Annotated in this window: 17 protein-coding genes; 10 read left to right on the top strand and 7 right to left on the bottom strand. The window is 62.1% G+C overall.

Translation table 11 applies throughout. The features are described from left to right. The first annotated feature begins 159 nt into the window (after positions 1–159). Together HBN98_RS15325 and preA are read left to right on the top strand one after the other, a co-directional pair. Positions 160–1,527, top strand: coding sequence for an NAD(P)-dependent oxidoreductase (locus HBN98_RS15325; protein WP_083366228.1), 1,368 nt, complete (start codon positions 160–162; stop codon positions 1,525–1,527). Further along, a complete protein-coding gene (preA, locus tag HBN98_RS15320) occupies positions 1,528–2,802 on the top strand; it encodes an NAD-dependent dihydropyrimidine dehydrogenase subunit PreA (RefSeq protein WP_083366229.1) in 1,275 nt (424 codons plus the stop codon). Between the two features lie 115 nt (positions 2,803–2,917). On the opposite strand, the gene HBN98_RS15315 is transcribed toward preA, so the two are convergent. Next, positions 2,918–3,538, bottom strand: coding sequence for a TetR/AcrR family transcriptional regulator (locus tag HBN98_RS15315; protein WP_064587091.1), 621 nt, complete (start codon positions 3,536–3,538; stop codon positions 2,918–2,920). 138 nt (positions 3,539–3,676) lie between these two features. Here HBN98_RS15315 and copC point away from each other — a divergent pair, with 138 nt between their 5' ends. Both copC and copD read left to right on the top strand, forming a co-directional pair. After that, positions 3,677–4,039 (top strand): copper homeostasis periplasmic binding protein CopC, encoded by a 363-nt coding sequence (gene copC / locus HBN98_RS15310; RefSeq protein WP_083366230.1) that lies wholly within the window; start codon positions 3,677–3,679, stop codon positions 4,037–4,039. Between the two features lie 3 nt (positions 4,040–4,042). Beyond that, entirely contained in the window at positions 4,043–4,900 is an 858-nt protein-coding gene (gene copD, locus HBN98_RS15305; RefSeq protein ID WP_083366231.1) for a copper homeostasis membrane protein CopD, read from the top strand. Positions 4,901–5,017: 117 nt separating this feature from the next. On the opposite strand, the gene HBN98_RS15300 is transcribed toward copD, so the two are convergent. Both HBN98_RS15300 and HBN98_RS15295 read right to left on the bottom strand, forming a co-directional pair. Then, positions 5,018–6,160 (bottom strand): HlyD family secretion protein, encoded by a 1,143-nt coding sequence (locus tag HBN98_RS15300; RefSeq protein ID WP_064587087.1) that lies wholly within the window; start codon positions 6,158–6,160, stop codon positions 5,018–5,020. Next, on the bottom strand, positions 6,157–7,812 hold the full coding sequence (locus HBN98_RS15295) for an MFS transporter (protein WP_083366232.1): 1,656 nt from the start codon (positions 7,810–7,812) through the stop codon (positions 6,157–6,159). Before HBN98_RS15295 ends, HBN98_RS15300 begins: the two co-directional genes overlap by 4 nt. 276 nt (positions 7,813–8,088) lie before the next feature. On the opposite strand from HBN98_RS15295, the gene HBN98_RS15290 reads away from it, so the two are divergent. Beyond that, positions 8,089–9,015, top strand: coding sequence for a polysaccharide deacetylase family protein (locus HBN98_RS15290; protein WP_083366233.1), 927 nt, complete (start codon positions 8,089–8,091; stop codon positions 9,013–9,015). 90 nt (positions 9,016–9,105) lie between these two features. Here the strand turns inward: HBN98_RS15290 and HBN98_RS15285 are convergent, their stop codons facing one another. The 3 genes from HBN98_RS15285 to HBN98_RS15275 all read right to left on the bottom strand — a co-directional run bounded on the left by HBN98_RS15285 (position 9,106) and on the right by HBN98_RS15275 (position 11,670). Continuing rightward, positions 9,106–9,906, bottom strand: coding sequence for a sulfite exporter TauE/SafE family protein (locus HBN98_RS15285; RefSeq protein ID WP_083366234.1), 801 nt, complete (start codon positions 9,904–9,906; stop codon positions 9,106–9,108). Between the two features lie 9 nt (positions 9,907–9,915). Next, complete coding sequence (locus HBN98_RS15280) at positions 9,916–11,160, bottom strand: NAD(P)/FAD-dependent oxidoreductase (protein WP_083366235.1); 1,245 nt, start codon at positions 11,158–11,160, stop codon at positions 9,916–9,918. Between the two features lie 168 nt (positions 11,161–11,328). Further along, positions 11,329–11,670 (bottom strand): ArsR/SmtB family transcription factor, encoded by a 342-nt coding sequence (locus HBN98_RS15275; protein ID WP_003224002.1) that lies wholly within the window; start codon positions 11,668–11,670, stop codon positions 11,329–11,331. Between the two features lie 91 nt (positions 11,671–11,761). Here HBN98_RS15275 and HBN98_RS15270 point away from each other — a divergent pair, with 91 nt between their 5' ends. Then, complete coding sequence (locus HBN98_RS15270; RefSeq protein ID WP_083366236.1) at positions 11,762–12,625, top strand: MBL fold metallo-hydrolase; 864 nt, start codon at positions 11,762–11,764, stop codon at positions 12,623–12,625. A 106-nt stretch (positions 12,626–12,731) separates the two neighbouring features. On the opposite strand, the gene bkdR is transcribed toward HBN98_RS15270, so the two are convergent. Further along, positions 12,732–13,220, bottom strand: a complete 489-nt coding sequence (gene bkdR, locus HBN98_RS15265; protein ID WP_016985245.1) for a Bkd operon transcriptional regulator BkdR — start codon at positions 13,218–13,220, stop codon at positions 12,732–12,734. A gap of 185 nt (positions 13,221–13,405) precedes the next feature. On the opposite strand from bkdR, the gene HBN98_RS15260 reads away from it, so the two are divergent. From HBN98_RS15260 to lpdA, 4 genes are read left to right on the top strand one after another with little or no spacing between them, the layout of a single operon-like run. Next, positions 13,406–14,641, top strand: coding sequence for a 3-methyl-2-oxobutanoate dehydrogenase (2-methylpropanoyl-transferring) subunit alpha (locus tag HBN98_RS15260; RefSeq protein ID WP_083366237.1), 1,236 nt, complete (start codon positions 13,406–13,408; stop codon positions 14,639–14,641). 1 nt (position 14,642) lies between these two features. Then, the gene (locus HBN98_RS15255; RefSeq protein ID WP_003224000.1) at positions 14,643–15,701 is read left to right on the top strand and encodes an alpha-ketoacid dehydrogenase subunit beta; all 1,059 of its coding nucleotides are present in this window, start codon (positions 14,643–14,645) and stop codon (positions 15,699–15,701) included. After that, the gene (locus HBN98_RS15250; protein WP_083366238.1) at positions 15,702–16,976 is read left to right on the top strand and encodes a dihydrolipoamide acetyltransferase family protein; all 1,275 of its coding nucleotides are present in this window, start codon (positions 15,702–15,704) and stop codon (positions 16,974–16,976) included. Between the two features lie 4 nt (positions 16,977–16,980). Continuing rightward, positions 16,981–18,354, top strand: coding sequence for a dihydrolipoyl dehydrogenase (gene lpdA, locus HBN98_RS15245; RefSeq protein WP_083366239.1), 1,374 nt, complete (start codon positions 16,981–16,983; stop codon positions 18,352–18,354). Positions 18,355–18,477 lie beyond the last annotated feature (123 nt).

Below are 18,477 nucleotides of genomic sequence, written 5' to 3'. Positions count from 1 at the left end.
GGCCCAAAACCATTTACTCCTGAGTATCAGGATCAGCGCATTGTCTGGTTTTGGGGCGGCTTCGCCACCCAGCGGGAGCAAGCTCCCTCGCCACAGGGTATGACAAAAACCACTGCCCATCAGAGGCAGAGAACCTCAATAACCGTGAGGCACAAAACCGTGATCGAGACCCTGAACCATCTCCCGCACCCGCACGAAAGCGCGGCCGCCCTCGCCGGCCATTTCACTGATCTGGCGCCGCCGCTCAACGCCCGGCAGGCGCATCTGGAAGCCTCGCGCTGCCTGTATTGCTACGACGCGCCGTGTGTCAATGCGTGCCCGAGCGAGATCGACATTCCGTCGTTCATCCGCAACATCCACCAGGACAACGTGCCCGGTGCGGCGCAGAAAATCCTCTCGGCGAACATCCTCGGCGGCAGTTGTGCGCGGGTCTGTCCGACCGAAATCCTCTGCCAGCAAGCCTGCGTGCGCAACAACGCGCAGGAATGCGCACCGGTGCTGATCGGCCTGCTGCAACGCTACGCCGTGGACAACGCGCACTTCACCGAACACCCGTTCCAGCGTGCCGCCAGCACCGGCAAGCGCATCGCGGTGGTCGGCGCCGGGCCGGCTGGGTTGTCCTGCGCCCACCGCAGCGCGATGCACGGGCATGACGTGGTGATTTTCGAAGCAAGGGAGAAGGCTGGCGGCCTCAACGAATACGGGATCGCCAAGTACAAACTGGTCGATGACTACGCGCAGAAAGAGCTGGATTTCCTCCTGCAGATCGGCGGCATCGAAATCCGTCACGGGCAGAAACTCGGTGAGAACCTGAGCCTCAGCGAGCTGCATCAGCAGTTCGACGCGGTGTTTCTCGGTCTCGGCCTCAACGCCAGCAAACAGCTCGGCCTGCCGCACGAAGATGCTCCCGGTTTGCTCGCCGCCACCGACTATATTCGTGAACTGCGCCAGGCCGATGACTTGACGCAACTGCCGCTGGCCGAACGCTGCATCGTCCTCGGCGCCGGCAACACCGCGATCGACATGGCGGTGCAAATGGCCCGCCTCGGCGCCCGCGATGTCAATCTGGTGTATCGCCGAGGCGCAGCGGACATGGGCGCCACCGGTCACGAGCAAGACATTGCCAAGGCCAATCAGGTGCGTCTGCTGACCTGGGCGCAGCCGGATGAAGTGCTGCTCGACGCGCAAGGCCAAGTGCGCGGCATGCGTTTCGCCCGCACGCAACTGGTCGACGGTCGCCTGCAAACCACTGGCGAAACCTTTGAGCTGGCCGCCGACGCAATCTTCAAAGCCATCGGCCAGGCCTTCGACAGCAGCGCCCTCACCGACCCGCTGGCCCGCGAACTCAAGCGTCAGGGCGAACGGATTCAGGTCGATGACAACCTGCGCACCAGCATTCCCGGCGTGTATGCCGGCGGCGACTGCACCAGCCTCGATCAGGACCTCACCGTGCAAGCCGTACAGCATGGCAAACGCGCCGCCGAGGCGATCAACGCGCAACTGATGCTCAACGTGGAGGCTGCGTAAATGGCCGATCTCTCGATTGTCTTCGCCGGTATCAAAGCCCCCAACCCGTTCTGGCTGGCCTCCGCGCCGCCGACCGACAAGGCCTACAACGTGGTGCGCGCCTTCGAGGCCGGCTGGGGCGGCGTGGTCTGGAAAACCCTCGGCGAAGACCCGGCAGCGGTCAACGTCTCGTCGCGCTACTCGGCGCACTACGGCAACAACCGCGAAGTGCTGGGCATCAACAACATCGAACTGATCACCGACCGCTCGCTGGAGATCAACCTGCGCGAAATCACCCAGGTGAAGAAAGACTGGCCGGACCGCGCACTGATCGTCTCCCTGATGGTGCCGTGCGTGGAGGAATCGTGGAAACACATCCTGCCGCTGGTGGAAGCTACCGGGGCTGACGGCATCGAGCTGAATTTCGGTTGCCCGCACGGCATGCCCGAGCGTGGCATGGGCGCGGCGGTCGGTCAGGTGCCGGAGTACGTCGAGCAGGTGACCCGCTGGTGCAAGACCTATTGCTCACTGCCGGTGATCGTCAAGCTGACGCCGAACATCACCGACATTCGCGTCGCCGCCCGCGCTGCGCATCGCGGGGGCGCCGACGCGGTGTCGCTGATCAACACCATCAACTCGATCACCAGCGTCGACCTGGAACACATGGTCGCCCTGCCTACCGTCGGCAGCAAAAGCACCCACGGCGGTTATTGCGGTTCGGCGGTCAAGCCGATTGCGCTGAACATGGTCGCCGAGATCGCCCGCGATCCGCAGACCCAGGGCCTGCCGATCTGCGGCATTGGCGGCATCGGCAGCTGGCGAGACGCGGCGGAATTCATCGCGCTGGGCAGCGGCGCGGTGCAGGTGTGCACGGCGGCGATGCTGCACGGGTTCCGGATTGTCGAGGAAATGAAGGATGGGCTGTCGCGCTGGATGGACAGTCAGGGCTACGCCAACATCGCCGAGTTTTCCGGGCGCGCGGTGGGCAATACCACCGACTGGAAATACCTGGATATCAACTATCAGGTCATCGCGAAAATCGATCAGGAGGCGTGCATTGGTTGCGGGCGCTGCCACATTGCTTGCGAAGACACCTCACACCAGGCGATCAGCAGCCTCAAGCAGGCGGACGGCACGCATAAATATGAAGTGATCGATGATGAATGTGTGGGCTGCAATCTGTGCCAGATCACTTGCCCGGTGCAGGACTGTATCGAGATGGTGCCGATGGAAACGGGCAAGCCGTTTCTGGACTGGAACCATGATCCGAGGAATCCGTACCATGTCTCACCTTAAGACAGGTAGCGTCTGAACTGACGCTTTCGCGAGCAGGCTCGCTCCCACAGTTGGAATGCATTCCCCTGTGGGAGCGAGCCTGCTCGCGAAGAGGCCAGTCTGCTCACCGCAAGACTCAGGGCTCCAACCCGATCCCGCGCAAAATCACACTCGTCACCGTCTGCACCGCCCGTTCGAACTGCATGTCCGACAGCGGCTGGTGCTCGTTCAGAATGTTCACCTGATGATCGAAGTCAGCGTAATGCTGGGTCGAGGCCCAGATCATGTACAGCAGGCTCGACGGTTCCACCGGCAGAATCCGCTGGTCTTCTACCCACTGGCGGATCTTCGCTTCCTTCATTTTGGCCCAGTCGTACAGGCTGACATCCAGCGCCTCGCCCAGGGTCGGCGCGCCGTGGATGATCTCGTTGGCCCAGACTTTCGAACCGTACGGCCGGCTGCGCGAGTGGTTCATCTTGGCGCGGATGTAGCTGCTGAGCACCACCCGCGGGTCATCGAACATTTCGAAGCACAGCGCGTCCTGTTTCCACACTTCCAGCAAGTCGAACAGCACGGCGCTGTACAGTTCGCTCTTGGTGGAAAAGTAGTAATGCAGGTTGGAGCGCGGCAATTGCACTTCGGCGGCGATGTCGGCCATGGCGGTGCCGCCGAAGCCTTTTTCGGCGAAGACTTTTTCCGCCGCCAGCAGGATTTTCTCGACGTTACTGCGACGAATCTCGATCTTGTGATTGCCCATGAGGGCTCCCTGACAACGACGTGGTTGAAGACTAGCATCCGCTCTGGCCTCGGGGCGACCGCTGCAAACAAAACTTCGTACGAAGGTCGGCGGATGGCTAAACTGGCGGTTCTTTGTCCTGCCTCTGAGGTATCCGCGATGCTGTTCAAGAATGTCCTGACCACCACTGCCCTGCTCGCTTCGCTGTTCGCCGCATCTTCCGCTTTCGCCCACGCCCACCTGAAAAGCCAGACCCCGGCCGCCGACAGCACCGTCGCGGCACCGGCCGACCTGCGCCTGACCTTCTCCGAAGGCGTCGAAGCCAGTTTCACCAAAGTCACCCTGACCCACGAGGGCGCCCCGGTCGCGATCAAACCGCTGACCACCGAAGGCGACAAGAAAACCCTGATTGTCACCCCCGCCGCCCCCCTCAGCGCCGGTGAATACAAAGTCGAATGGCACGCGGTGTCGGTCGACACGCACAAGAGCGAAGGCGCTTATCAGTTCAAGGTGGGCCAGTAATTCATGAGTGAAGCGCTGGTGCTGTGCCGCTTTGTGCACTTCAGCGTGGTGTTGATGCTGTTCGGAACCGGGCTGTTCCGGCCGCTGCTGCTCAAGACGCCAGTGCCGGCGCTGGATCGGCAACTGGCGCAACTTGCGCGCTGGCTGACGGCGATTGCGCTGCTCAGCGGTGTCACCTGGGCACTGTTGATCACCGCGAGCATGGCCGGCTCGGCGGCGGCCGCGTTTGACCCGACGACTATTGGCGTGGTGCTGGGCAATACGTTTTTCGGCCAGGTCTGGCGCTGGCATCTGCTGATCAACGCACTGCTGCTGGCGTTGCTGTTCACAACCTGGCGTTCAAGCGCACCGCTGCGCCTGGGCTTGAGCTCGCTGCTCTTGGCGACGCTGGCGCCGGTCGGTCACGGTGCGATGCTCGATGGCCTCAGCGGGCAATTGCTGATCCTCAACCAGATCATCCACCTGACCTGCGTCGCCGCGTGGCTCGGCGGCTTGTTGCTGCTGGTATTGATCCTGCGCCAGCCGAGTGAACCGATGAGCCGGATCCTGCAACGCTTCAGCGGTGTCGGTTACGCGATCGTTGGCGGGCTGCTGATCACCGGGCTGACCAACGTGCGCGTGCTGACCGGCCAATGGTGGCCGACGCCGCTGTTCAGCGGGTTCGCCCTGATTCTGCTGATCAAGGCTGCGCTGGTGGTGGGCATGCTCGCGTTGGCGTTGTTCAACCGCTTGCGGATGGAGGATTGCCAACAGCGGATGGGCGCGCTCAAGCGCAGTGTGGTGCTGGAGTGGTTGTTGGGGATGGGTGCTGTTGCTGCCGTTTCGCTGCTCGGTACCCTGCCGCCGATGATTGCTGCCTGAAAGCACCGATCCCTGTAGGAGTGAGCCTGCTCGCGATAGCGATGGGTCAGGGAACACCTCAGTGACTGACACAACGCTTTCGCGAGCAGGCTCGCTCCCACAGGGTTATGCACTGCATCAGTGCGGTTGTGTATCGCCCGCTGCGGTGTCGATGCTGACCACCACCGACATCCCCGGGCGCAACCGCTCCTCTTCCTGCTGCCCCTCATCGATGGTGATTCGCACCGGCACCCGCTGGGCGATCTTGACGAAGTTGCCGGTGGCATTGTCCGCCTGCAGCAGGGCGAATTCCGAGCCGGTGCCTGGCGAGATGTGCTGCACGTGACCGGTGAATTTGCGGTGGTTCAGCGCATCGACGGTGAAACGCACCGGTTGCCCGACGCGCACGTTGTTCATCTGGGTTTCCTTCATGTTGGCGATTACCCATTTCTGGTTCGGCACCAACGCCATCAGCTGCGCCCCGGAGTTGACGTAAGCGCCGAGACGCACGCCAATCTGCCCGAGCTGACCGTCACGCGGGGCGACGATGCGGGTGTTCGACAAGTCGATCCGCGCCAGTTGCACCGCCGCTTCGGCACTGGCGACTGCCGCTTCCAGCGAACCGCGATTGACGATCACCGTTTGCAGGTCCTGACGGGCGATTTCCAGATTGGCCTTGGCCTGCGCCACGGCGGCGATGCCTTGCGCATTGGCCGCCAGGGCCACGTCCATTTCGCGCTTGGACACCGAGCCGTCACTCACCAGCTCCTTGTTACGCCGCAGATCCGCCTCGCTCTTGCGCAACTGCGCCTCGCTGTCGGCCACCACCGCCTGACGCAATTTGATCGTCGCTTCGGCGCTGTTGCGTTGCTGTACCACGTTGGCCAGCGCAGCCTTCTGCACCGCCAGTTGCGCCAGCGCCTGGTCGAGGTGCTGCTGATAAATCCGGTCGTCCAGGCGCACCAGCAAATCGCCGGTCTTTACGTACTGGAAGTCCTGCACCGGCACCTCGAATACGTAACCGCTGAGCTGCGGCCCGATGATCGTGACCTGCCCGCGCACCAAGGCGTTTTCGGTGGTCTCGACCGCGCTGCTGAACGGCGGCAGTTGCCAGGCGTACAGCACGACCAGCACGCCGACGATGGCAATCGCGGCAAAGCCCAGCGACGAGATGATCCGCACCCGCAACGAGCGTGGCTCGGTATTGGGCGACGACGGCGGCGCCACGCCTTCCGGGGTGGCGGCGATGGCATTGGTGGTTGTGGTGGTCGGTTCGGTCATGAAGGAGGGGCACCGCTTGGAGGTACGGAAGGCGCTGGGTCGACGGCTTTGGTGGTGCTCATCAGCCACAGCGCACGAATGGAAAGCCAGATCATGGTCAGCACCGCAATCACGGCGATCAGCATGAACACATCGTTATAGGCCAGTACGTTGGCTTCGCGGGTCGCCGCGTTGGACAGACTGCGAATCCCGGCCAGGTTGCGCAGGCTCGGGTCGGCCAGCAAGGAGCCGTAGGCCGAGCCGCCGCTCTGCACGCGGGCGGCCACCAGCGGGTCGGACAGCGTCAGGTGCTCGACCAGGTGGCTGGAATGGAATTTCTCGCGCACGATCTGGAACGTGCCCAACAACGCCGCGCCGAGCAGGCCGCCGAGGTTGTTGCAGATCCCGAACAACACCGAAAAACTCACCAGATTGCGCGGATTGGTCAGCACATTGCGAGTGCCGAAGACCATGGTCGGGCCGAGGAAAAACGTGCTGCCGAAGGCCAGCAGGAACTGGCTGAAATACAGGTTCGCCGGGCGGGTCAGGTTATTGGAGAAGCTGTCCATCACCGAACCCGTGGCCATCAGCGCCAGCGAGATGATCAGCGGCATCAGCAGGTGTTTGGGGTCGATGGTCAGCGCGCTGGTCGCCAACCCGGCAATGCTGCCGATCATCATCACCACGTAGAGGCTGTGCAACTGCTCGTAGCCCATGTTCAGGTTCTGCATGAAACCGACGGCGCCGGTGGATTGCTCCGAAGTGACCATGCGAATCAGGGTCACCGCCAGCGCCAGGCGGATCATCGTGCCGCTGCCGAGCCAGCGGGTCATCAGCATCGGGTTGCTGCGATTGTGCTCGATCGCCAGGCCGGCGAGGATCAAGGCAATCGAGGCGGCCAGCGCGTAGCCGATCCAGTTCGCCTCCAGCCACCAGTCGATGCGGCCCAGCGACAGCACCGCGCAGAGCAATGCCACGCCGCTGGCGAGGATGGCGAAGGTGAGGAAATCCAGCGGTTCGAAGGTTTTGAAGCGGTCACCGGGCGGCAACTTGAGCAGCAGCACGCAGCCCAGCGACAGCAAGGCCATGCCCAACTCGAACAGGTACAAGCCGCGCCATTCGGCAATCTGCAACAAATCCTCGGAGAACAAGCGCGCCAGCGGCAAGGCCAGTTGTGAGGCGCCCAGTCCCAGCACCAGCGCCTTCAGTCGCCACTTGGCCGGAAAAGCCTGGACCATGTAATACAGGCCCAGCGAACTCAGCGCCGCACCGACCATGCCGTGCGCCGCCCGCACCGCGATGGCCGAGCTGAGGTCGTTGACGAACAGGTGGCCGAAAGTCACCAGCGCGTAAAGCACCAGAAACACCTCGGTGAACGCGCGCAAACCGAACTGCTGGCGAAACTTCACCAACAGCAGGTTCATCGACACGTTGGTCATCACGTACGCAGCCGGCAGCCAGGCCATCTCCGCCGTGGTCGCGCCCAACGCGCCTTGCAGGTAAGGCAGGTTGGCGACCACCAGCGAGTTGCCCAAACCACCGGTGACTGCCACCAACAGCCCGACCAGCGCATAGGCCAGGCGCTTGGGGTTGGAGTGCAGCGGCGTTGAAGGGGAACCGGGCAGACTGGGCTTCTCGTGAGGCTGCCAGTCGCGCGGGGCGTATCGATCCATTCAGAGGCCTTGTGCTGAAAGTTGCTGAAGTTTGCCGCAAATCGTCCTGCAAACCCATCTTACTTGTAGGAGTGAGCCTGCTCGCGATAGCGGTATATCAGTCACTATGATTGTGGATTGTTAAATCGCTATCGCGAGCAGGCTCACTCCTACACCGGAATTGTGTGAAGCCCGATTCGTAAAATTTGTTTAAAGGTCCTCTCGCCCGCAGCGGATTTTTCCCGCGCCGGGCAACTGCCACCCTTGCAGCCCTTCTCAACCTGCAAGGTGCCCGTTATGACCACGCCCCATCGGCAACGCTCCCCACGCCTTTTGAAAAACCTGCTGGCCGCCGCATTGTTGCTGCCCGCCCTTGCCTTCGCCCAGGAGCGCCCGTGGCCGGATGGCTCGCAACTGGTGATCTCGGTGTCGATGCAATTCGAAACCGGCGGCCAGCCCGAAGGTGCGGAAAGTCCGTTTTCCGGTAGTCCGTTACCCAAGGGCTACCCGGATCTGCCGGCGCAGACCTGGTTTGATTATGGCTACAAAGAAGGACTTTGGCGCATGCTCGATCTGTGGGATCGCACCGGCATCAAGGTCACCTCCCACGTGGTCGGCGAAGCGGCGCTCAAACACCCGGAACTGGCGAAAGCCATTGCCGAGCGCGGCCACGAACTGGCGGCCCACGGCATGCGCTGGGCCGACTCCTACAACATGAGCTATGAGCAGGAAAAACAGTTCATCGGCGACGGCGTGAACGCGGTGGAAAAACTCACCGGTCAGCGCTCGGTCGGCTACAACGCCAACTGGCTGCGGCGCAGCCCGAACACGCTGAAGGTCCTGCAGGACCTGAACTTCACCTATCACATCGATGACGTAAGCCGCGACGAACCGTTCGTGACCCTGGTCCGCGGGCGCAAATTCGCCGTGGTGCCGTACACCCTGCGCAATAACGACATCGTGCTGGTCGAGGGCCGGCACTTTTCCGCCGAGCAGTTCTATCAGCAACTGGTGCTGGAGTTTGATCGTTTGTACGCCGAAGGTGCGAGCAAGCGGCGGATGATGTCGGTGAGTCTGCACGACCGCATCGGCGGCACCCCGGCGATGGTCGAGGCGATGGAGCGCTTCATCCGGTACGCGCAGGGGCATCCAAAGGTGAGTTTCATGCGCAAGGATCAGATCGCGCAGATCGTACTTACCGAGAAAAATCCTTTGATTGATTGACGCGCAAAAAATCAAAAGATCGCAGCCTGCGGCAGCGCCTGCATTGGAAATGCGTTTTCCCTGTAGGCGCTGCCGCAGGCTGCGATCTTTTCAGGCGCGCAGCAACATGTAGCCCGCCACCACAATACACACGCTGGCAAACCCCACCTGCAACGCCCGCGCCGGCACCCGGGCGCAAAGCCTGCGCCCGATGATCATGCCGACCACACTGGCGACGATGAACGCCACGCCCTGAGCGTCAATCCGCACGCCTGCGTGAAACGATCCGATTACGCCAATCGCCGAAATCAGACTGATCACCATCAGCGACGTCGCCACGATCCCGCGCATCTGCACATCGGTCAGTTGCTTGAACGCCGGCACGATCAGGAAGCCACCGCCGACGCCGAGCAAACCCGAGACCACGCCCGTCACCGCCCCCAATGCCGCGAGGGTCGCGGTGCATTTGGCGGTCCAGTCAAAACGCCCGGTCTGTTCATTGAGCATGCAGTTTTTCTGCCCCCAACTGGCATGACCGTGATCGCTCGGCCCCGCCTGCTGACGCTCACGGCGCAGCATGCGCCAGGCCACCATGACCATCAGCAGACTGAAGAGGATCATCAGGATTTTCTCCGGCAACTGATGCGCGAAGTAGATGCCCAGCGGCGAAAACACCGCGCCGAGCGCGGCAATCAGCAGCGCCGCGCGATAGCGCACCAGGCCATGGCGCAAACCGTCGATCGCCCCCACCGCCGCCGCACTGCCCACGGCGAACAACGCCACGGGCGCGGCTTGCGTCATGCTCCAACCGAGGCCAAGCACCAGCGCCGGCACCGCGAGAATCCCGCCGCCCGCGCCGGTCAACCCGAGAATCAACCCCATCACCACGCCAAACAGACTTGCCAGCAACATAGGGAGTTCTCAGTCGACTTTGGACAAACCGGTCAGCCATTCGCGGCCCTTGAGCATGCCGTTCCAGTAGAACCACGGCAGCAGCGTCGCCTTGAGGAACCACGCCGAACGGCGCGGCACGGTCGCGTCGAGGGCAAAGGTCGGCAGCAACTTCCCGCCGTAGCCGAACTCGGCAAGGATCACCTTGCCCTTCTCCACCGTCAGCGGGCACGAACCGTAACCGTCGTACTTCAGTGGCAATGGCTGTTGCTTGCGCAGGGCCAGCAGGTTTTCGGCGACTACAACAACCTGCTTGCGCACGGCGGCAGCGGTTTTCGCGTTGCTGGTGCCGCAGATATCACCGAGGCCGAACACCTGCGGGTAACGCGGATGCTGCAGGCTGTGCGGGTTGACCTCGCACCAGCCGGCGGCGTCGGCCAGCGGGCTGTGGGCGACGAAGTCCGGCGAGACTTGCGGCGGCACTACGTGCAACAGATCGAAGGTTTTCGCCACACGGGTGACGTTGCCGTCGGCGTCCTTGACCTCGAACCACGCAGTTTTCGCCGGGCCGTCGACCTTGACCAGATTGCTGTTGAAGGCCAGTTGCGCGTTGTACTTTTCGATGTATTTCATCAGCGGCGGGACGAAGGTCGCGACGCCAAACAACGCCGCGCCGGCGAGATTGAATTCAACCTCGACCTTGTTCAATACGCCGGTTTTGCGCCAGTGATCGCACGACAGGTACAACGCCTTCTGCGGCGCGCCGGCGCATTTGATCGGCATCGCCGGCTGGGTGAACAGCGCCTTGCCGCCACGCAGTTTCTGCACCTGGTCCCAAGTGTATTGCGCATGCTGATAGCTGTAGTTGGAGGTCACGCCGTGCTGGCCGAGGCTTTCCTGCAGGCCTTCGATCTTTTCCCAGGCCAGACGCAGGCCGGGGCAGACGATCAGGTTCTGGTAGGAGACCGTGCGTTGATCGTTGAGGGTCAACTGGCGCTGGTCGGGATCGATGGCGGTCACCGCCGCCTGAATCCAAGTGGCCTGACGCGGCATCACCTTGCTCATCGGTCGGACGGTGTCCTTGACGTCATAGGCGCCACCGCCGACCAGCGTCCACGCTGGCTGGTAGTAGTGTTGGGCGCTGGGCTCGATCACGGTGATGTTGAGCGCGGGATCACGCTTGAGCAGACTGGCGACGAAGCCGATGCCGGCGGTGCCGCCGCCGATGACCACGATATCTGCACTGATGGATGGGCCCCAGTGTTGATCGTTCATTGCTTGTTCCTTATTGCTGCACGCAAGGTTTTCTCAGCCTCTACACAAAACCCTGTGGGAGCTGGCTTGCCAGCGATGGCGGAGTTTCAGTCGCCATCAATGTTGGCTGACACGCCCTCATCGCTGGCAAGCCAGCTCCCACAGGGTAATTGATGTATTGGCTGGCATTTATGGATGACCCCAGCTTTTGAGCACCGCCCCGCAATACAGTCCGGACAGGGTCTTCATCACCTGAATCACTTCAGGACTGGCCAGGCCGTAAAAGATGTATTTGCCCTCGCGACGGGTCGCCACCAGGCCTTCATCGCGCAGGATGCCCAGTTGCTGGGACAGCGTCGGCTGGCGCACGCCGGTCATTTTTTCCAGCTCGCCGACGTTGCGTTCGCCCTGAGTCAACTGGCACAGGATCAACAGACGATCCTCGTTGGCCAGCGCCTTGAGCAGCGCACAGGCCTTGGAGGCGGAAGCCCGCAATTGGGCGACTTCACATTCGGTCAGACTGGATTGCATTTGCACGATGCCTTCAACGTCACTTAAGCTGCGAACATTATGTTTTTAGATAAAGTGTTGCAACCCATTTCCCTCGTTCAGGTTCGTGTCCATGCCCGCGCAGATTGAAGCTTTCCTCGACCCCGCCTCCTCGACCTACAGCTACGTGGTCTATGAAGCCGATGGCGGGCAATGTGCAATCGTCGATCCGGTTCTTGATTACGACGGCGCCGCCGGTCGCACCTGCACGGTGCAAGCCGACAAAATCATCGCCTTCGTGCGTGAACACCGCTTGCAGGTGCAATGGCTGCTGGAAACCCACGCCCACGCCGACCACCTGTCCGCCGCGCCGTACCTGCGCCGGGAACTGGGCGGCAAAATCGCAATTGGCCAGTCGATCAGCAAAGTGCAGAACGTGTTCAAGGCGCTGTTCAACCTGGAGCCGGAATTCTGCGTCGACGGCTCGCAGTTCGATCACTTGTTCGCGCCGAACGAGTCGTTCATGATCGGCAACCTCAAGGCCACCGCCCTGCACGTACCCGGCCACACCCCGGCGGACATGGCCTATCTGATCGACGGCGAACAGATCCTGGTCGGCGACACCCTGTTCATGCCCGACGTCGGCACCGCCCGCTGCGACTTCCCTGGCGGCAACGCGCATCAACTGTTCAACTCGATCAAGAAACTGCTGGCCTTCCCGGCCAGCGTGAAGCTCTACGTGTGCCACGATTACCCGCCGCAGGGGCGCGAGTCGCAGTGCCAGAGCACCGTCGGTGAGCAGCGCAAAAGCAATATTCATGTACATGACGGGATCGATGAGGCGGCGTTTGTCGAGATGCGCACAAAGCGTGACGCCGGGCTGGGCATGCCGACGCTGTTGCTGCCGGCGATTCAGGTGAATGTGCGGGCGGGGAATTTTCCGGCGCCTGAGGACAACGGTGTGGTTTATCTGAAGGTGCCAATTAATAAGCTCTAAAAGCAAAGATCGCAGCCTGCGGCAGCTCCTGCACGGGAACGCATTCCAATTGATGGGACTCGCGTTCTCCCTGTAGGAGCTACCGCAGGCTGCGATCTTTTGATCCTCAAGACCCCAGCGTCAACCCATTCGCCGGCAACGGCAGCGCCGTCTTGTAGCGCACCTGCTTCAAGGCAAAACTCGACCGGATATTCGCCACCCCCGGCACCTTGGTCAGAAAGTCCATCATGAAGCGCTCCAGCGACTGAATCGTCGGCACCAGCACCCGGATCAGATAGTCCGGGTCGCCGGCCATCAGGTAGCACTCCATCACCTCGGGGCGATCGGAGATCGCCTCTTCGAAATGCTGCAACGCCTCCTCGACCTGTTTCTCCAGGCTGACATGAATGAACACGTTCACATGCAGGCCCAGCAGATCGGCATCCAGCAGGGTCACCTGCTCGCGAATCAGGCCTAATTCCTCCATCGCCTTTACCCGGTTGAAGCACGGTGTTGGCGACAGGTTCACCGAGCGTGCGAGGTCTGCATTGGTGATGCGCGCATTCTCCTGAAGGCTGTTGAGAATGCCGATGTCGGTACGGTCCAGTTTGCGCATGAGACAAAACCACCTGTTTTTTATGTTTATGCAGAATTTCTATCTGCAAATCGTCTCCAGCGCAACGAAACAGAGAGAAATATTCTTCTTGGCCGGGCCTATGATTGTTGTAGGACAAGATTTCTTTCACCCAAGAATGATTGCCAGCTCACTACAAGAAATTCACAAGATCGAGCGTAGAAGCCATGACCCAAGCGTATGAACCGCTGCGTCTGCACGTCCCTGAACCCTCGGGCCGCCCAGGCTGCAAAACCGATTTCTCCTACCTGCATCTGACCGATGCCGGCACGGTGCGCAAACCTTCCATCGATGTCGAACCTGCTGATACCGCCGACCTGGCGCGTGGCCTGATCCGTGTGCTCGACGATCAGGGCAACGCCCTCGGCCCATGGGCTGAAAACGTGCCGGTAGAGATCCTGCGCAAGGGCATGCGTGCCATGCTCAAGACGCGGATCTACGACAACCGCATGGTGGTCGCCCAGCGTCAGAAAAAAATGTCGTTCTACATGCAAAGCCTTGGCGAAGAAGCCATCGGCAGCGCCCAGGCCCTGGCCTTGAACATCGACGACATGTGCTTCCCGACCTACCGCCAGCAAAGCATCCTGATGGCCCGCGAAGTGCCGCTGGTCGACCTGATCTGCCAACTGCTGTCCAACGAGCGCGATCCGCTCAAGGGCCGTCAGTTGCCGATCATGTACTCGGTCAAGGAAGCCGGTTTCTTCACCATTTCCGGCAACCTCGCCACCCAGTTCATCCAGGCCGTCGGCTGGGGCATGGCCTCGGCGATCAAGGGCGACACCAAAATCGCCTCGGCATGGATCGGTGACGGCGCCACCGCCGAATCGGACTTCCACACCGCCCTCACCTTCGCTCACGTTTACCGCGCGCCGGTGATTCTCAACGTGGTCAACAACCAGTGGGCGATCTCGACCTTCCAGGCCATCGCCGGGGGTGAAGCCACCACTTTCGCCGGACGCGGCGTCGGTTGCGGCATCGCGTCGCTGCGGGTCGATGGCAACGACTTCTACGCGGTCTACGCCGCTTCTGCGTGGGCTGCCGAACGCGCTCGGCGCAACCTCGGCCCGACCATGATCGAATGGGTCACCTACCGCGCCGGCCCGCACTCGACTTCCGACGATCCATCCAAATACCGTCCTGCCGATGACTGGAGCCACTTCCCGCTGGGCGACCCGATTGCCCGCCTGAAGCAGCACCTGATCAAGGTCGGCCACTGGTCGGAAGAAGAGCACAGCGCCGTCAGCGCCGAGCTCGAAGCCGAAGTGATTGCCGCGCAGAAACAGGCCGAACAATACGGCACCCTCGCCGGCGGCCAGATTCCAAGCGCCGCGACCATGTTCGAAGACGTCTACAAAGAGATGCCGGAGCACTTGAAGCGCCAGCGTCAGCAGTTGGGGATCTGACATGAACGATCACAACAACAATATTCAGTTGGAAACCGCGATGACCACGACCACCATGACCATGATCCAGGCCCTGCGCTCGGCCATGGATGTGATGCTTGAGCGTGACGACAATGTGGTGGTGTTCGGTCAGGACGTCGGCTACTTCGGCGGCGTGTTCCGTTGCACCGAAGGCCTGCAGACCAAGTACGGCACCTCGCGGGTATTCGACGCGCCGATTTCCGAGAGCGGCATCGTCGGCGTGGCCGTGGGCATGGGTGCCTACGGCCTGCGTCCAGTCGCCGAGATTCAGTTCGCCGACTACGTCTATCCGGCTTCCGACCAGATCATTTCCGAAGCGGCGCGCCTGCGCTATCGCTCGGCCGGCGAATTCACCGCGCCGATGACCCTGCGCATGCCGTGCGGCGGCGGGATCTACGGCGGTCAGACCCACAGCCAGAGCATCGAGGCGATGTTCACTCAGGTCTGTGGCCTGCGCACCGTGATGCCTTCCAACCCGTACGACGCCAAGGGCCTGCTGATCGCCTCCATCGAAAACGATGACCCGGTGATCTTTCTCGAGCCGAAACGCCTGTACAACGGCCCGTTCGACGGCCACCACGACCGCCCGGTAACGCCGTGGTCGAAACACCCGCAAGCCCAGGTGCCGGACGGTTACTACACCGTGCCGCTGGACGTTGCCGCGATCACCCGTCCGGGCAAGGACGTGACCGTGCTGACCTACGGCACTACCGTTTACGTCTCGCAAGTCGCTGCCGAAGAATCCGGGGTAGATGCCGAAGTCATCGACCTGCGCAGCCTGTGGCCGCTGGACCTGGAAACCATCGTCAAGTCGGTGAAGAAAACCGGCCGTTGCGTGGTGGTGCACGAAGCCACCCGCACCTGCGGTTTCGGCGCCGAACTGGTGTCGCTGGTGCAAGAGCATTGCTTCCATCACCTGGAAGCGCCGATCGAACGCGTCACCGGTTGGGACACCCCCTACCCGCACGCGCAAGAGTGGGCGTATTTCCCTGGGCCGTCCCGAGTGGGCGCGGCGCTGAAACGGGTCATGGAGGTCTGAATGGGCACGCACGTTATCAAGATGCCGGACATCGGCGAAGGCATCGCAGAAGTCGAACTGTCGCAATGGCACGTCAAGGTCGGCGATTTGGTGGTTGAAGACCAAGTGCTGGCGGACGTGATGACCGATAAGGCAATGGTCGATATTCCGTCGCCAGTGCACGGCAAGGTGATTGCGCTCGGCGGTCAGCCGGGTGAAGTGATGGCGGTCGGCAGTGTGCTGATCAGCATCGAGGTCGAAGGGGCCGGCAACTTGAAAGAGTCCGCCGCGCCAGCGCCGGTTAAAGAAGCACCGGCTGCGCCGAAAGCTGAAGCGGTCGTCGAGAGCAAACCGGCCGCCGCTGCTGCACCGCGTCCGGCACCGGTTTGCCAGGGCCCGATGGTTGCTCGCGAGGCCGATGAACGCCCACTGGCCTCCCCGGCCGTGCGCAAACATGCACTGGATCTGGGCATTCAGTTGCGTCTGGTGCGCGGTTCCGGCCCGGCCGGTCGTGTATTGCACGAAGACCTCGAAGCCTATCTGGCGCAAGGTCAGTCGAACGCCTCGACGCCGGTGGCCGCTGCTTACGCCCAGCGCAACGACGAAGAACAGATTCAGGTTATCGGCATGCGCCGCAAGATTGCTCAGCGCATGCAGGACGCCACCCAGCGTGCTGCGCACTTCAGCTACGTCGAGGAAATCGACGTCACTGCCATCGAAGAACTGCGCGCGCATTTGAACGAAAAACACGGTGCCAGCCGGGGCAAGTTGACCCTGCTGCCGTTCCTGGTCCGCGCACTGGTCGTGGCCCTGCGCGACTTCCCGCAGATGAACGCCCGTTACGACGACGAAGCCCAGGTCATCACCCGCCTCGGCGCGGTGCATGTGGGCGTCGCCACGCAAAGCGACGTTGGTCTGATGGTGCCGGTGGTGCGTCACGCCGAAGCGCGCAGCCTGTGGGACAGCGCCGCGGAAATCTCGCGTTTGGCTAACGCCGCGCGCAATGGCAAGGCCAGTCGCGATGAACTGTCCGGCTCGACCATCACCCTGACCAGCCTCGGTGCGCTGGGCGGCATCGTCAGCACCCCGGTGCTGAACCTGCCGGAAGTGGCGATTGTCGGCGTGAACAAAATCGTCGAACGGCCAATGGTCGTCAAAGGCCAAGTGGTGATCCGCAAGATGATGAACCTCTCCAGTTCCTTCGATCACCGCGTGGTCGACGGCATGGACGCGGCGCTCTTCATCCAGGCCATCCGTGGCCTGCTCGAACAACCCGCGACCCTGTTTGTGGAGTGATGCCATGCAGACTTTGAACACCACGCTGCTGATCATTGGCGGCGGCCCCGGTGGTTACGTCACGGCGATTCGCGCCGGACAACTGGGCATTTCGACGATTCTGGTCGAAGGCCAATCGCTGGGTGGCACTTGCCTGAACATCGGTTGCATCCCGTCGAAAGCGCTGATTCATGTGGCTGAGCAGTTTCACCAGACTCAGCATCACAGCCAGCATTCGGCGCTGGGCATCAGCGTTTCGGCGCCAACCCTCGACATTACTAAAAGCGTCGAGTGGAAGGACGGCATCGTCGATCGCCTGACTACAGGCGTCGCGGCGCTGCTGAAAAAGCACAAGGTTCAGGTGATCAATGGCTGGGCCAAGGTCATCGACGGCAAAACCGTCGAGGTCGGTGATACGCGGATCCAGTGCGAACACCTGGTGCTCGCCACCGGTTCGACCAGCGTCAACCTGCCGATCCTGCCGATTGGCGGGCCGATCATCTCCTCCACCGAAGCACTGGCGCCGAAGTCCGTGCCCAAGCGTCTGGTGGTGGTGGGCGGTGGTTACATCGGTCTGGAGCTGGGCATTGCTTACCGCAAGCTCGGCGCCGAGGTCAGCGTGGTCGAGGCGCAGGATCGTATCCTGCCGGCCTACGACGCTGAACTGACGCAACCGGTGCACGACGCGCTGAAGCAATTGGGCGTGAAGCTCTATCTCAAGCACAGCGTGCTGGGCTTCGACGGCACCTTGCAGGTGCGTGATCCGAACGGCGAGACCCTGAACCTGGAAACCGATCAGGTGCTGGTGGCGGTCGGGCGCAAACCGAACACCCAGGGTTGGAACCTCGAAGCGCTGAACCTGGACATGAACGGCTCGGCGATCAAGATCGACAGCCGCTGCCAGACCAGCATGCGCAACGTCTACGCCATCGGCGACCTGAGCGGCGAACCGATGCTCGCGCACCGTGCCATGGCCCAAGGCGAAATGGTTGCCGAGTTGATCAGCGGCAAATCCCGCGAATTCAACCCGACCGCCATCGCTGCCGTGTGCTTCACCGACCCGGAGCTGGTGGTGGTCGGCCAGACCCCGGACGAGGCCAAGGCTGCCGGGCTGGACTGCATCGTCTCGAGCTTCCCGTTTGCGGCCAACGGCCGGGCGATGACCCTGGAATCGAAAAGCGGCTTCGTGCGGGTGGTCGCGCGTCGTGACAATCATGTGATTGTCGGCTGGCAGGCGGTAGGTGTCGGGGTCTCGGAATTGTCGACCGCGTTCGCGCAAAGCCTGGAAATGGGCGCGCGGCTGGAAGACATCGGCGGCACCATCCATGCGCACCCGACCTTGGGTGAAGCGGTGCAGGAAGCGGCGTTGCGTGCTTTGGGGCATGCGCTGCACCTGTAAACGCTGAACCCCTGTGGCGAGGGAGCTTGCTCCCGCTGGGCTGCGAAGCGGCGCCCTGAGCACCTGAAGCACCGCGGTGTCCGGTTTTACCAGTGCTGCGCACTGGAGCGGGAGCAAGCTCCC

Source organism: Pseudomonas koreensis (assembly GCF_012986595.1).
Classification (GTDB): Bacteria; Pseudomonadota; Gammaproteobacteria; order Pseudomonadales; family Pseudomonadaceae; genus Aquipseudomonas; species Aquipseudomonas koreensis.
Note: the sequence above shows the minus strand (reverse complement) of the source record. Positions and strands in the feature narration are given on the sequence as shown.